Origin of the sequence: Curtobacterium sp. MCLR17_054 (assembly GCF_003234335.2) — a bacterium.
Lineage (GTDB): Bacteria > Actinomycetota > Actinomycetes > Actinomycetales > Microbacteriaceae > Curtobacterium > Curtobacterium flaccumfaciens.
Map to the genome: position 1 here is coordinate 178,950 of NZ_CP126263.1, position 13,752 is coordinate 192,701.

Annotated in this window: 16 protein-coding genes; 15 read left to right on the forward strand and 1 reads right to left on the reverse strand. The window is 70.8% G+C overall.

The window, feature by feature from the left end; translation table 11 throughout:
* Nucleotides 1-256: 256 nt before the first annotated feature.
* Nucleotides 257-748, reverse strand: a complete 492-nt coding sequence (locus tag DEJ08_RS00865) for an inorganic diphosphatase (RefSeq protein WP_027467055.1) — start codon at nucleotides 746-748, stop codon at nucleotides 257-259.
* Nucleotides 749-812: 64 nt separating this feature from the next.
* On the opposite strand from DEJ08_RS00865, the gene tilS reads away from it, so the two are divergent.
* The 15 genes from tilS to DEJ08_RS00940 all read left to right on the forward strand — a co-directional run bounded on the left by tilS (nucleotide 813) and on the right by DEJ08_RS00940 (nucleotide 13,606).
* The gene (gene tilS, locus DEJ08_RS00870; RefSeq protein ID WP_111055723.1) at nucleotides 813-1,832 is read left to right on the forward strand and encodes a tRNA lysidine(34) synthetase TilS; all 1,020 of its coding nucleotides are present in this window, start codon (nucleotides 813-815) and stop codon (nucleotides 1,830-1,832) included.
* A 9-nt stretch (nucleotides 1,833-1,841) separates the two neighbouring features.
* Nucleotides 1,842-2,393, forward strand: coding sequence for a hypoxanthine phosphoribosyltransferase (hpt, locus tag DEJ08_RS00875; RefSeq protein WP_017887686.1), 552 nt, complete (start codon nucleotides 1,842-1,844; stop codon nucleotides 2,391-2,393).
* Nucleotides 2,394-2,551: 158 nt separating this feature from the next.
* Nucleotides 2,552-4,540 carry an ATP-dependent zinc metalloprotease FtsH gene (ftsH, locus tag DEJ08_RS00880; RefSeq protein WP_027467057.1) on the forward strand — a complete coding sequence of 663 codons (1,989 nt, stop codon included), beginning with the start codon at nucleotides 2,552-2,554 and terminating at the stop codon, nucleotides 4,538-4,540.
* Nucleotides 4,541-4,546: 6 nt separating this feature from the next.
* Nucleotides 4,547-5,515 (forward strand): dihydropteroate synthase, encoded by a 969-nt coding sequence (gene folP, locus DEJ08_RS00885; protein ID WP_173032459.1) that lies wholly within the window; start codon nucleotides 4,547-4,549, stop codon nucleotides 5,513-5,515.
* Nucleotides 5,512-5,901, forward strand: coding sequence for a dihydroneopterin aldolase (gene folB, locus DEJ08_RS00890; protein ID WP_111088265.1), 390 nt, complete (start codon nucleotides 5,512-5,514; stop codon nucleotides 5,899-5,901). Before folP ends, folB begins: the two co-directional genes overlap by 4 nt.
* A complete protein-coding gene (gene folK, locus DEJ08_RS00895) occupies nucleotides 5,898-6,452 on the forward strand; it encodes a 2-amino-4-hydroxy-6-hydroxymethyldihydropteridine diphosphokinase (protein WP_111055724.1) in 555 nt (184 codons plus the stop codon). The genes folB and folK overlap by 4 nt, the downstream gene beginning before the upstream one ends.
* Complete coding sequence (locus DEJ08_RS00900) at nucleotides 6,449-6,940, forward strand: DUF3180 domain-containing protein (protein ID WP_111055725.1); 492 nt, start codon at nucleotides 6,449-6,451, stop codon at nucleotides 6,938-6,940. Before folK ends, DEJ08_RS00900 begins: the two co-directional genes overlap by 4 nt.
* Before the next feature lie 24 nt (nucleotides 6,941-6,964).
* The gene (locus tag DEJ08_RS00905; RefSeq protein ID WP_110863569.1) at nucleotides 6,965-7,486 is read left to right on the forward strand and encodes a PH domain-containing protein; all 522 of its coding nucleotides are present in this window, start codon (nucleotides 6,965-6,967) and stop codon (nucleotides 7,484-7,486) included.
* Between the two features lie 9 nt (nucleotides 7,487-7,495).
* Complete coding sequence (locus tag DEJ08_RS00910; protein WP_284180496.1) at nucleotides 7,496-9,256, forward strand: PH domain-containing protein; 1,761 nt, start codon at nucleotides 7,496-7,498, stop codon at nucleotides 9,254-9,256.
* The gene (locus tag DEJ08_RS00915) at nucleotides 9,253-9,945 is read left to right on the forward strand and encodes a Rossmann-like and DUF2520 domain-containing protein (protein WP_181421243.1); all 693 of its coding nucleotides are present in this window, start codon (nucleotides 9,253-9,255) and stop codon (nucleotides 9,943-9,945) included. The genes DEJ08_RS00910 and DEJ08_RS00915 overlap by 4 nt, the downstream gene beginning before the upstream one ends.
* Before the next feature lie 71 nt (nucleotides 9,946-10,016).
* Nucleotides 10,017-11,543: a lysine--tRNA ligase gene (gene lysS / locus DEJ08_RS00920; RefSeq protein WP_111054747.1), complete on the forward strand. Its 1,527-nt coding sequence runs from the start codon at nucleotides 10,017-10,019 to the stop codon at nucleotides 11,541-11,543.
* 29 nt (nucleotides 11,544-11,572) lie between these two features.
* Complete coding sequence (locus DEJ08_RS00925; RefSeq protein ID WP_071245264.1) at nucleotides 11,573-11,776, forward strand: hypothetical protein; 204 nt, start codon at nucleotides 11,573-11,575, stop codon at nucleotides 11,774-11,776.
* A 58-nt stretch (nucleotides 11,777-11,834) separates the two neighbouring features.
* Nucleotides 11,835-11,996: a hypothetical protein gene (locus tag DEJ08_RS00930; RefSeq protein ID WP_163343079.1), complete on the forward strand. Its 162-nt coding sequence runs from the start codon at nucleotides 11,835-11,837 to the stop codon at nucleotides 11,994-11,996.
* A 63-nt stretch (nucleotides 11,997-12,059) separates the two neighbouring features.
* Nucleotides 12,060-12,194: a hypothetical protein gene (locus DEJ08_RS00935; RefSeq protein ID WP_258320880.1), complete on the forward strand. Its 135-nt coding sequence runs from the start codon at nucleotides 12,060-12,062 to the stop codon at nucleotides 12,192-12,194.
* 353 nt (nucleotides 12,195-12,547) lie between these two features.
* Nucleotides 12,548-13,606, forward strand: a complete 1,059-nt coding sequence (locus tag DEJ08_RS00940) for a sigma-70 family RNA polymerase sigma factor (RefSeq protein WP_111028721.1) — start codon at nucleotides 12,548-12,550, stop codon at nucleotides 13,604-13,606.
* Nucleotides 13,607-13,752: the final 146 nt, after the last annotated feature.

Sequence of the window (13,752 nt, forward strand, 5' to 3'; positions counted from 1 at the left end):
GAGTGCCCGTTCTTTCCCAGAGCGGCTGCGGTACCAAGCGAGATCGGGCGTACCTGCACGGATCAACGCACCAGGTACGCCCGTTTCCACCCGGTACGCCCGTTTCCACCAGGCGCGCCCCCGCACGCCGCGCCCCCGCACGCCACGCTCCGCCCGCGCACGCCCCGCCCCGCCCCGCAGCAGCCCACCCCGCACGACACAGAACGGCGCCCGCCCTCCGGAAGGAGAGCGGGCGCCGTTCGTCGTCAGGGGATCGTCAGTGCGAGCCGGGCACGTACGCGGCCTGACCGGCCTGCACGATGCGCTCGGCCTCGGCGGCGTCGCCCCAGCCCTCGGCCTTGACCCACTTGTTCGGCTCGAGGTCCTTGTAGCGCTCGAAGAAGTGCGCGATCTCGGCCTTCGTCTGCTCCGGCACGTCCGAGATGTCCTGGATGTGCGCCCAGCGCGGGTCCTTGGCGGGGACGACGAGGACCTTCTCGTCGTTGCCGGCCTCGTCGCTCATCTTGAAGACGCCGACGGGGCGGACCTTGACGCCGACGCCGGGGAACGTCGGGAACTCGAGCAGCAGCAGCGCGTCCACGGGGTCACCGTCGTCGGCCAGGGTCTTCTCGAAGAACCCGTAGTCGGTGGGGTAGACGAACGAGGTGAACAGCACGCGGTCGAGGTAGACGCGACCGGTCTCGTGGTCCACCTCGTACTTGTTGCGGCTGCCCTTGGGGATCTCGACGACGACGTCGTACGCGGCCATGTTGCGCTCCTGTGTCTGCTTCGGGGACTGTCGTGTGTTGCGAAAGCGCGGCTAACGTTACCGGGTGAACTCTCCGCGTCCCCGGCTCGACCCCGCCGTCGCCGAGACCCGCCTGGCGGTCCGCGACCTGCTCGCCGCAGCCGTCGACGACGGCGTGGTCGCCGCAGGCGACCTGGTCCTCGTCGCACTGAGCGGCGGACCGGACTCCCTCGCCCTCGCCGCGGCCACCGCGTTCGAAGCGGGCAAGCAGGGTCTGCGGGCCGGGGCAGTGGTCGTCGACCACGCGCTCCAGGCGGGCTCCGAGGCGGTCGCGAGCCGCGCCTCCCGGCAGGCATCCGAGCTGGGACTCGACCCGGTGACGGTCCGCAGGGTCACGGTCGGCTCCGACGGCGGCCCGGAAGGCGCCGCCCGGGAGGCCCGCCACGCGTCGATCGCCAAGGTCGCGGCCGCCACCGGGTCACCCCTGGTGCTGCTGGGCCACACCCTGGACGACCAGGCCGAGACCGTGCTGCTCGGCCTGCTGCGCGGCAGCGGGCCGGACAGCCTGTCCGGCATGCAGCCGCTCGCCCGCCGTGACGGCGGTCCGGCCTACGGCCGGCCGCTCCTGTCGGTCCGGCGCCACGCGACCCGGCAGGCGTGCGCCGCAGCGGGGCTGGCGCCGTGGCGCGACCCGCAGAACGACGACCCCGCGTACGCACGGGTGCGGGTGCGGAACACCCTGCTGCCGGTGCTCGAACGGGAGCTCGGTGCCGGGGTGCCCGAGGCCCTGGCCCGGACGGCCGACCAGCTGCGCGAGGACTCCGCGGCGCTGGACCACTTCGCCGAGGAGATCGCGGAGGACATCGCCGAGCACTCCGAGGCCGGCATCTCGCTGTCGGTGCGGGCGCTCGGGGCGAACCCGCCGGCGCTCCGGCAGCGACTCGTGCGCCTGGCGGTGGAGAGCGAGTTCGGGGTGACGCTGTCGCGCGTGCAGACGCTCGAGGTCTGCCGGCTCGTCACGGACTGGAGCGGACAGGGCCCGATCGACCTGCCGGGCGTCCGTGCCACGCGGACCGGCGACCGCATCGAGTTCAGCGCCGGTTAGGCTGGCGTGGTGGAACTCTCCGACGTCCAGGCAGACCTGTCCGAAGTGCTCTTCACCCCCGAGCAGATCGACGAGAAGCTCGCCGAGCTCGCGGCGGTCGTCGACGCCGACTACGCGGGCCGCGACCCGCTGCTCGTCGGGGTGCTCAAGGGTGCCGTCATGGTGATGGCGGACTTCTCGCGCCACCTCAAGATGCAGGCGCGGATGGACTGGATGGCGGTGTCGTCGTACGGCTCCGGCACGAAGTCGTCCGGTGTGGTGCGGATCCTCAAGGACCTCGACACCGACCTGCACGGCCGCGACGTCCTGATCGTCGAGGACATCATCGACTCCGGTCTGACCCTGTCGTGGCTCAAGCAGAACCTGCAGTCCCGTGGTGCCGCCAGCGTCGAGATCGTCGCCCTGCTGCGCAAGCCCGAGGCCGCCAAGGTCGAGGTCGACGTGAAGTACGTGGGCTTCGACATCCCCGACGCGTTCGTGGTCGGCTACGGCCTGGACTACGACGAGCGCTACCGCAACCTGCGCGGCGTCGGCGTCCTCGCTCCGCACGTCTACTCCTGACGGGCAGCCCGCCGCGCTCGGGCCGCACTCGGCCGACTCTGGCCCGGGGGTGAGTTCGCCCGCAGAGGACACCCATTCTCGCCACAGAATCGCGGCCGTATGCTGACCTGCACGCAACTTCGGCAGAGAAAGGTGTCGGGCACTCGCGCCCGGATCACATGAACTTCAAGCGCATCTTCCGCGGCCCGTACCTCTACGTGCTGATCGCGCTGGCGGGCATCTTCATCGGCTGGAGCGTCATCAGCCAGGGCAGCACGCAAGAGATCGACACCCAGAAGGGTCTCGAGCAGCTCTCCGATGACAAGGTCTCGTCCGCGACCATCAACTCCACCGAGCAGCGGGTCGACCTCGTCCTGAAGGACGGCGACAAGCAGGAGCAGTTCTACTACTCCACGCCACGCGGCGAAGAGGTCGTCCAGGCCGTCAACGACGCCAACCTGCCGGACGGCTACAACGACCGCGTCGCCCAGGGCAACTGGTTCCTGTCGCTGCTCGGCATCCTGCTGCCGTTCCTGATCATCGGTGCCCTGTTCTGGTTCCTGCTCTCGAGCGCCCAGGGTGGCGGCTCGAAGGTCATGCAGTTCGGCAAGTCGAAGGCCAAGATCAACAACAAGGAGAACCCGCAGGTGTCGTTCGCCGACGTCGCGGGTGCCGACGAGGCGATCGAGGAACTGCACGAGATCAAGGAGTTCCTCAAGGAGCCCGCGAAGTTCCAGGCCGTCGGGGCGAAGATCCCGAAGGGCGTGCTGCTCTACGGCCCTCCCGGAACCGGCAAGACCCTGCTCGCCCGCGCCGTCGCGGGTGAAGCCGGCGTGCCGTTCTACTCGATCTCCGGTTCGGACTTCGTCGAGATGTTCGTCGGTGTCGGTGCGAGCCGTGTCCGTGACCTCTTCGAGCAGGCCAAGGCGAACTCGCCGGCCATCGTCTTCATCGACGAGATCGACGCCGTCGGTCGTCACCGTGGTGCCGGCATCGGCGGTGGCAACGACGAGCGCGAGCAGACGCTGAACCAGCTCCTCGTCGAGATGGACGGCTTCGACGGCAAGACCAACGTCATCCTCATCGCCGCGACGAACCGTCCCGACGTGCTCGACCCCGCGCTCCTGCGCCCCGGCCGTTTCGACCGCCAGATCGGCGTCGACGCCCCGGGTCTCGCCGGCCGCAAGCAGATCCTCGAGGTGCACGCGAAGGGCAAGCCGCTCGCCGCGAGCGTCGACCTCGAGCTGCTCGCCCGCAAGACGCCGGGCTTCACCGGTGCCGACCTGGCGAACGTCCTGAACGAGGCGGCCCTGCTGACCGCCCGCTCGAACGCGCAGCTCATCGACAACCGTGCCCTCGACGAGGCCGTCGACCGCGTGATGGCCGGCCCGCAGCGCCGAACCCGGATCATGTCCGACCAGGAACGCCTGATCACCGCGTACCACGAGGGCGGCCACGCCCTGGCGGCAGCGGCGATGCGGCACACCGACCCGGTCACGAAGATCACGATCCTGCCCCGCGGCCGTGCCCTCGGGTACACGATGGTGCTCCCGCTCGAGGACAAGTACTCGGTCACCCGCAACGAGCTCCTCGACCAGCTCACCTACGCCATGGGTGGTCGCGTCGCCGAGGAGATCGTCTTCCACGACCCGACCACGGGCGCCTCGAACGACATCGAGAAGGCCACCGGCACCGCCCGCAAGATGGTGACCGAGTACGGCATGAGCCAGGCCGTCGGGTCCGTGAAGCTCGGGTCCGGTTCGAGCGAGCCGTTCGTCGGCCGTGACATGAGCGGTGGCACCGGTCGCGACTACTCGGAGACCATCGCCCAGACGGTCGACGCCGAGACCCGCGCCCTGCTCGAGGCCGCGCACGACGAGGCCTACCAGGTGCTCAACGACAACCGCGACATCCTCGACCGCCTTGCCGGCGAGCTCCTCGAGAAGGAGACGCTCGACGCCCCGGAGCTCGTGGAGATCTTCAAGGACGTCCGCAAGCTGCCGGAGCGCCCGCAGTGGCTCTCCAGCGACAAGCGCCCGGTCAGCAACCTGCCCGCGATCGACGTGCCCGGCAAGGCCGCCTCGACCGCAGCGGACCCGTCGGACTCCGAGTCGACCTCGAAGACCCGTCGTCGCCCGTTCGGCAACCCGGGTATCGCCCCCGCGTAGGCCGGCATGACCGAGCTGCCGACGCGACGAGAGCGTCGACTCGCCGAGGTGAGTCGTGCCCGCGCCGCCGCCGCCGAACCGGCGACGGTCGCGATCGACCTCCGTGCACCCCAGCCGGTGCCCGAGGTCGTGACCGGCCGTCGCCGTGACCGCGGTGGTCCGGCCGAGGAGCGCACCCGGGTGCTCGGCATCCTCAACGTCACCCCCGACTCGTTCAGCGACGGCGGGCTGCACCAGGCCTACGACGCCGCCGTGCAGCACGCACGTGACCTCGTCGCGGCCGGTGCGGACGTCATCGACGTCGGCGGGGAGTCCACCCGCCCCGGTTCCGAGCGCGTGCCCGTGCCGGTCGAGCAAGAACGGGTGCTGCCGGTCGTGCAGCAGCTCGTGGCCGAAGGCATCCCGGTCAGCGTCGACACGATGAACGCCGCGACGGCCGAACGTGCCGTCGACCTCGGTGCCGCCATCGTCAACGACGTCTCCGGTGGGCTCGCCGACCCGGACATGGCCCGGGTCGTGGCGTCGACGGGCGTCGGCTTCGTCGTCATGCACTGGCGCGGCCACAGCGACCGGATGTACCGCAACGCCGAGTACACCCACGCGGTCGAGGAGGTCCGGCGCGAGGTCGAACTCCGGGTCGCCGAACTCATCGTGCTCGGCGTCCGGCAGGAGCAGGTCGTCATCGACCCGGGCCTCGGCTTCGCCAAGCACGGCGTGCAGAACTGGGAGATCCTGGCCGGCTACGAGCGCTTCGCCTCGATCGGCCTGCCGGTGCTCGTCGCCGCCTCACGCAAGCGGTTCCTCGACGGTGTCGGGAGCCCCGAGGGTGCCCCGCCCAGGGAGCGCGACCTCGCCACCGCCGCCATCAGCCTGCTCGCCGCCGAACGCGGCGCGTGGGGTGTGCGCGTGCACGACCCGGCACCGACCCGTGCCGTGCTCGACGTCTGGGACGCCTGGAGGGCAGCTCGATCGTGAACGACACCATCCGACTCACCGGGGTCCGCGCCCGCGGACACCACGGCGTCTTCGACCACGAGCGCGAGGACGGCCAGGACTTCGTCGTCGACGTCGCCGTGGAGCTCGACGCCCGCGCCGCCTCGGGCAGCGACGACCTCGACGCCACCGTGCACTACGGCGTCCTCGCCGAGCAGGTCGTCGCCGAGATCGAACGCGACCCGGTCGACCTGATCGAGACCCTGGCCGAGCGCATCGCCGCGGCCGTGCTCACCCACCGTGCCGCATTGGCGACCGAGGTCACGGTGCACAAGCCGCAGGCCCCGATCACCGTGCCGTTCACCGACGTCTCGATCACCATCCGGCGTGCCCGCGGCGCCACGGTGCGGGACGAGGAAGAAGAATGACCCACCGGGTCGTCGTCGCCCTCGGAGCGAACCTCGGCGACCGGGGGAGCACGCTCCGAGCCGCCGCCACCGCGATCGCCGCCCTGCCCGGAGTCGTGCCGGTGGCCTCGAGCCGCGAGGTCGAGTCGGTCGCCGTGACCCTGGACGGCCTCGACACGTCGAAGCCCCGCTACCGGAACGCCGTCGTGGTCGTCGACACCGACCTCGAGCCGCAGGCCTTCCTCGACGCCCTGCACGGCATCGAGGACGCCCACGGCCGCACGCGCGAGGTCCGGTGGGGCGACCGCACCCTCGACCTCGACGTCGTCGCGGTGGACGACCTGCGGATCGCCACGGACACCCTGGTCGTGCCGCACCCCCGGGCCGCTGAGCGCGCGTTCGTGCTCGCCCCGTGGCTCGACGCCGACCCCGAGGCCGTCCTGCCCGGTGCCGGACCGGTGGCCGACCTGCTCACCGCCGTGGGGGACGACACCGAGCGCGTCGACGAGCCGCGCCTGTTCGCGGAGCCGGCACGGGCCTCCCGGCCTGCGGGGAGCGCGACCAGCGCATGAAGCCCACCCGCGCCTCCACGCTGATCAGCATCGCCGTCGTGACGGTGGTCGCCGGCTTCGCACTCGACGCCGTCCTGGCGTCGCGCCAGCTGCCGACGTTCCTGTTCTCGATCCCGCTCGGCGTCACGCTCGCGTTCATCGGCGTCGCCGTCGTGCTCATGGCGCGCCCGGTGCGCCGGCACGCGCGCGACGGTGCCGGACGCCAGCGGCCGGTCGACCCGCTCTACGCGACGCGGGTCGTCGTGCTCGCGAAGGCGTCCAGCATCTGCGGCACGCTGCTGGGCGGGTTCGCCCTCGGCCTCGTGCTGTACCTGCTGACCCGTTCCGCGACGCCTTCGCTAGGCTCGACCCTGCCGAACGTGATCACCGTCGGGGGCGGGATCGTCCTGACGGTCTGCGCACTCGTGGCGGAGCGCATGTGCATCGCACCCCCGGGTGACGACGACGACCGTGACGATCCCCGCAACGGTTCGACGACGGTGAACTGACCGAGCAACCCCAGGAGGCCCGCGATGCCGCGTGAACGACTCGACGAGCCCGGCCTCGGCCTCGGTGGGATCGCCTGGCAGCGGGTGTCCGCGAAGCTCGTGTGGACCGAACTCATCACCACGCTCGTGATCGGTGTCGTGCTCACCGCCGGTTGCGTGCTCATCGGGATCGTCACCGACGGCTTCGGTTCCGGGGCCGGCACGGTCTGGCTCTCCATCGGCATCGTCGTCGCCGTCACCACGGCGATCACCGCCGCGCTCACACCCCGACGGGTCCGGGCCATCGGCTACGCGCTCCGCGACGACGACCTGGTCGTGCGCCGCGGCCTCATGTGGCAGCGGTTCACGGCCGTGCCGTACGGCCGGATGCAGCTCGTCGACGTCGCGAGGGGCCCGCTCGACCGGGCGCTCGGCATGAGCGAGCTCAAGTTCGTCACCGCCGCCGCTGCGACGAACGTCCGGATCCCGGGCGTCCCGGCAGCGGACGCCGACGAGCTGCGCGACCGCCTCGTCGAGCTCGCCGAGTCCCGTCGCGCCGGACTGTAGGGGTCGTCCGTGACCTTCCGACCGGGCACCCCGCCACCCGCTCCGCCCGCCCCGCCCACCCGGGGCAACGCGGCCGCCGCGGCACCCCTGACCGACGGCGAGTGGCACCGCCTGCACCCGCTCACCCCGCTGCTCAAGGGCGGGATCTTCCTCATCGTCATCCTCGGCTACGTGCTGAACAGCCTGCGGGACCAGCTCGTCGAGTTCTTCATCCCGGGCGAGCAGCAGGAGGACGGTGACCCGGTCCGGTACGTGTACGAGCACGGCGTCGTCGGCTGGGTCCTGCTCGGCATCGTGGTGCTGCTCCTGGTGCTGATCGGGTTGTTCTACCTGTCCTGGCGCATGCACGAGTTCCGCGTCACCGGCGAGATCGTCGAGGTGCGCTCGGGCGTGCTGTTCCGGAACCACCGCAAGGCCCGGCTCGACCGGATCCAGGGCATCAACATCCAGCGGCCGCTCGTGCCCCGGGTGTTCGGCACCGCCAAGCTCGAGATCGCGCAGGCCGGCAACGACGCCAACGTGCAGCTCGCCTACCTCGGGGCCCGCGCCGCCGACGACCTGCGGCAGCGGATCCTGGTGCTCGCGTCCGGGGCGAAGGACGACGACGGCCACGGCGGTCCGTCGCGGCAGTCGCACGGGGCACTGCAGGACCGCGTCGACGAGATGTTCTCGCCCGAGCTCGACCCGGCAGCCGTGCACGCGACCCGCATCGTCAAGGTGCGACCGGGTCGCCTCATCGCGTCGATGCTGCTGTCCGGCACGACGCTGTTCCTGGTACTCGTCATCGCGGCGATGATCGTCAGCGTCGCCGTCACCGGTGAGTACGGCCTGCTCTTCGGGCTGTTCCCCGCCGTGCTCGGTGCCGGTGGTTACTACGTCCGCAAGTTCTCCCGTTCGCTGCAGTACACGATCGCCGAGACCCGCGACGGCATCCGGATCGGCTTCGGGCTGGTCTCGACGTCGAACGAGACGCTGCCGCCCGGCCGCATCCACGCCGTCAGCGTCGCGCAGCCGCTGCTGTGGCGTCCGTTCGGCTGGTGGGACATCCGCATCAACCGTGCGACGAGCGCCGGCAACGGGGCGTCGAGCAACCAGCAGGTGTCCTCGATCGTGCTGCCCGTGGGCACCACGGCGGACGTCCGCGAGGTCCTCGACATCATCCTGCCGGGGCTCGTCGGCACCGTCATCGCCGGCCCCGAGGCCTCGCAGGAAGCCCTGCGCGAGGGGGCAGCCGAAGCCGTCGACGTCGTCGACGACAGCCTCACCACCTCGGGCGACCGCGGCGGCTTCGTGCACTCCCCACGCCGTGGCGCCTTGCTCCGTCCGTTCGCGTTCCGGCGCAACGGCTACCGGTTCGTGCAGGGTGCGGTGCTGCTGCGGCTCGGTGCCGTGTGGCGCTCGCTCGTCATCGTGCCGCTGCCCCGGGTGCAGAGCGTCAAGGTCGAGCAGGGTCCGCTCGAGCGTGCCCTGCGGCTCGCAGCCGTCCACGTCCACACCGTGGCCGGCCCGGTCTCGGCCCGCGTCGGCGCGCTCGACGCGCGGGACGCGCAGCGCCTGTGGGCGGAGACGACGCAGCGTGCCGTCGAGGCGGCCGCCGTCGACACGACCCACCGCTGGCGCGAACGGGAGGCCCGTCCCGCGGCCGCCACACACGCTGCGGCCGACACCGTGTCCGGGTCCGGAGCCCCTGCCGGACCGACGGCGGACCGCCGGTCCGGCGCCGTCCCCGCCGGCTGGGACGACGTCCCACCGACCGGAGCCGCGCGATGAGGGCCGGGCGTCTCGGGGTCGGCATCGTCGGCGCCGGACGGGTCGGGCCCGTCCTCGGAGCAGCCCTGGCGAACGCGGAGCACGCCGTCGTCGGGGTGACCGCCGTGTCCGACGAGGGTCGTGACCGCGCCGAGGCGATGCTGCCCGGCGCCCCGGTGCTCGCGACGCCGGACCTGGTCGAGCGGAGCGAACTCGTGCTGCTCGCGGTGCCGGACGACCAGCTCGCCTCGCTGGTGCAGGGGCTGGCGGACGCCGGGATCTGGCAGCCCGGGCAGCTCGTCGTGCACACCAGCCCGGACCACGGCGTCGGCATCCTCGCCCCGGCGATGGCGGCCGGTGCCATCCCGTTGGCGATCCACCCGGCGATGGCCTTCACGGGCACGAGCGTCGACCTGTCCCGGCTGCGCGACGCGTACTGCGCGGTGACCGCCCCGGCGCCCGTGCTGCCGATCGCGCAGGCGCTCGTGGTCGAGATGGGCGCCGAACCGTTCGTCGTGGCCGAGGGCGACCGGCCCGCCTACGCCGACGCGGTGCGGGCGGCCGTGAGCTTCTCGACCGCGATCGTCGACCAGTCGGCCGGCACCCTGTCCGGCATCGGCGTCGAACACCCGGGACGTGTCCTCGGTGCGCTCGTTCGCTCCGCCGTCGACAACGCGCTCACCGCCGCCGACGGGCAGTCGACGCTCTAGCGGTTCGGGGGCGGGACCGCGGCGCGGGTAGCATTTCCCCCGACCCCCACGACCATCGGAGCCGCACCCGCATGACCGACGAGACCGTCACCCCCGACACCGCGATCGCCGACGCCGCCGCACTGGCCGAGCAGGAGACCAGCGAGCAGCGACAGGTCCGGCTCGACAAGCGGGCGAAGCTGCTGGAGTCGGGCATCGAGGCGTACCCCGCCGAGCTCCCCATCACCACGACGATCCCGGCCGTGCGCGAGCAGTACGCGCACCTGGAGACCGGCGAGGAGACCCAGGACGTCGTGGGCATCGCGGGTCGTGTGGTGTTCTCGCGCAACACCGGCAAGCTCTGCTTCGCGTCCCTGCAGTCGGGCGACGGCTCGCGCATCCAGGCGATGGTCTCCCTGGCCGAGGTGGGCGACGAGTCCCTCGCCCGCTGGAAGGAGTTCGTCGACCTGGGCGACCACGTGTTCGTGCACGGCCGGGTGATCTCCTCGCTCCGCGGCGAGCTGTCGATCATGGTCGACGACTGGGCGATCGCGGCGAAGGCGATCCTGCCGCTGCCGAACCTGCACAACGAGCTCAACGAGGAGACGCGGGTCCGCCAGCGCTACCTCGACCTCATCGTCCGCGACGAGGCCCGCGCCACCGTGCGTGCCCGCGCTGCCGTGATGGCCTCGCTCCGTCAGACCTTCACCGCGCACGAGTACCTCGAGGTCGAGACCCCGATGCTGCAGACCCAGCACGGCGGCGCCTCGGCCCGACCCTTCGTGACGCACTCGAACGCCTTCGACACCGAGCTGTTCCTGCGCATCGCCCCCGAGCTGTTCCTGAAGCGCGCCGTCGTCGGTGGCATCGACCGGGTGTTCGAGATCAACCGCAACTTCCGGAACGAGGGTGCCGACTCGTCGCACTCGCCCGAGTTCGCGATGGTCGAGGCGTACCAGGCGTACGGCAACTACGAGCAGATGGCCGACCTGACGCAGGAGCTCGTGCAGAACGCGACCCGCGCGGTCACCGGTGGTGCGCTCGAGGTCACCCTGCCCGACGGCAGCACCTACGACCTGGGTGGCGAGTGGCCCCGCATCGACATGTATGGCTCGCTGTCCGAGGCCGCGGGGCGCGAGATCACCCCGGAGACCCCGCTGTCCGAGCTGCAGGCGCTCGCCGAGGCCGAGGGCGTCGAGGTCGCCCACGCCACGCACGGCAAGTACGTCGAGGAGCTCTGGGAGCACTTCGTCATCGACTCGCTCGACCGCCCGACCTTCGTGATGAACTTCCCGGTCGACACCTCGCCGCTCACCCGGCAGCACCGCACCCGTCCGGGCGTCGTCGAGAAGTGGGACCTGTACGTCCGCGGCTTCGAGCTCGGCACGGCGTACTCCGAGCTCGTCGACCCGGTCGTGCAGCGGGAGCGGTTCGTCGAGCAGGCGAAGCTCGCGGCTGGCGGTGACCTCGAGGCGATGCGCGTCGACGAGGACTTCCTGCGGGCCCTGGAGCACGCGATGCCCCCGTCGGGCGGCATGGGCATGGGGATCGACCGCCTGCTCATGGCCATCACGGGCCTGGGCATCCGCGAGACGATCCTGTTCCCGCTGGTCAAGTAGCTCCCGGTCCACCGGGGTACGATGCTCGGGTGCCTGAAGGAGTCGTAAGCGGGATCGTCTTCGCCCTGACGCCGACCATCGTCGTCGGCCTGATCTTCTGGTTCGTGATGCGCGCGATCATGCGTGCTGACCGGACCGAGCGTGCCGCGTACGCCAAGGTCGAGGCCGAGGAGCGCGCCCGCTTCGAGCGTGAGCACGGTCGCCCCGCGCCGGCTCCGACGTCGGCCGAGTAGCCGCCCGCGCACGATCCACTTCACCCCGTGTTCACCGCGCGGTGTGATCCTGTCGCGCATGCCCACCATCCCGGAGTCCGCCGCCGGCGTCGATGACCTCGACGACCTCGACGTGGAGGACGCCTTCGGACACCCGGCGTCCGGGGCGTCCGTCTCGCCCGTCGGCAGCGACGACGGACCCCTCGACGACGAGGGCGACGTCGACGACCTCGACGTCTGAGCGCCGACGGACCGTCACGCACCGTTCACCTCGCCGACGCGTGCCGGGGTGAGCATCGTCCGCATGGCAACCACCGCACATCCCTTCACGGGCCGCAGCCTCGTCGGTGACATCGAGAGCGAGTACGACGAGTTCGACCGAGACGCAGACCTCGAGGTCTCCAAGCGCCGGGACGGGTGGCTCGAACCCTCCTGGTGACCCCCACCCATTCGGTATTCGGGGTACGACGACCAGATCGCACTGATCCGGTCGGACGTACCCCTTTTGCATGTCCGGAGTACGCAGTCGCCTGGGGTACACGATCGGAAACGCTGGTGAAACACGCCTGCAACGCCGGAAACACGGCGTTATCCGCTTGATCCAGGGCCGATTGGGGGACCAGACTGGCGGTGGGCTGTACCCCGCGGGGGACGCTTTCGATGATGAAGCACGGAGAACCCTGAGAATCGCTCCGAACGATTTGTGGGGTACACCTCCGGGCCGCTTTACTCATCAGCACCCCCCGGCAACGCCCCACGAAGCCATCACCGTCGAACGCAGGGAGAAACACCATGACGATCGCAACGGCTGCACCCAGCACCACCCGCCGCACCGCCACCAAGAAGGCATCGGCATCGAAGACCGCGACCGCCGAGTCCGCCACCACCTCCCTCGACACCGAGGTCGAGGCCGACGAGCAGCTCGCCGGTGTCCGCGGCGCCTCGGTCGACCAGGTCGGCGACTACCTCCGTCACATCGGCCGTCTCTCGCTCCTCACCGCCGAGGAAGAAGCGCAGATCGCACGCCGCATCGAGGTCGGGCTCTTCGCCGAAGAGAAGCTCGCCACCGAGAAGGGTCTCGCGAAGACCCTGCAGCGTGAACTCCGCTGGCTGGTCCGCGACGGTGAGCGCGCCAAGGAGCGCATGATCACCTCGAACCTTCGCCTCGTCGTGAGCATCGCCAAGCGGTACTCGCAGCGCGGCCTGCCCTTCATGGACGTCATCCAGGAAGGCAACCTCGGCCTGGTCCGTGCCGTCGAGAAGTTCGACTTCACGCAGGGCTACAAGTTCTCGACCTACGCCACCTGGTGGATCCGCCAGGCCATCTCGCGTGGTCTCGCCGACAAGGCACGCACGATCCGCATCCCGGTGCACACCGTCGAGCTCATCAACAAGATCTCGCGCACCGAGCGTGACCTGACCGTCGACCTCGGCCGTGCACCGATGCCGGACGAGGTCGCCGCCGAGCTGAGCATGAGCGTCGAGGAACTCGTCGACCTCAAGGGTCGCTCGCACGAGCCGGTGTCGATCCACACCGTGGTCGGCGACTCCGACGACAGCGAACTCGGTGACTTCATCGAGGACGAGGACGCCGCGAGCCCGAACGAGCTCACCGAGACGACGCTGCTGCACCGCGACATCCGCTCCATCGTCGCCGAGCTGCCCAGCGACGAGGCGAACGTCATCCGCATGCGCTACGGCCTGGACGACGACAAGCCGATGACCCTCGACGAGATCTCGAAGATCGTGCACACGACCCGCCAGGCCGTCAGCCGGGTGGAGTCGCGCGCCAAGCTGCGCCTGTTCGCCAAGGCGGTTTCGCAGGACATGCAGCTGTACCTGACCGACTAGGTCAGTGGACTTCGGCCGGCACGTTCACCCGTGCCGGCGCGGGGAAACCGGGTCGTTCTGTGGGAAGACGATCCGGTGGGGTGATGGGACGGCCCGCTCGAGCACTGCTCGAGCGGGCCATTCACGTTCCCGGAGACGGAGCCGGA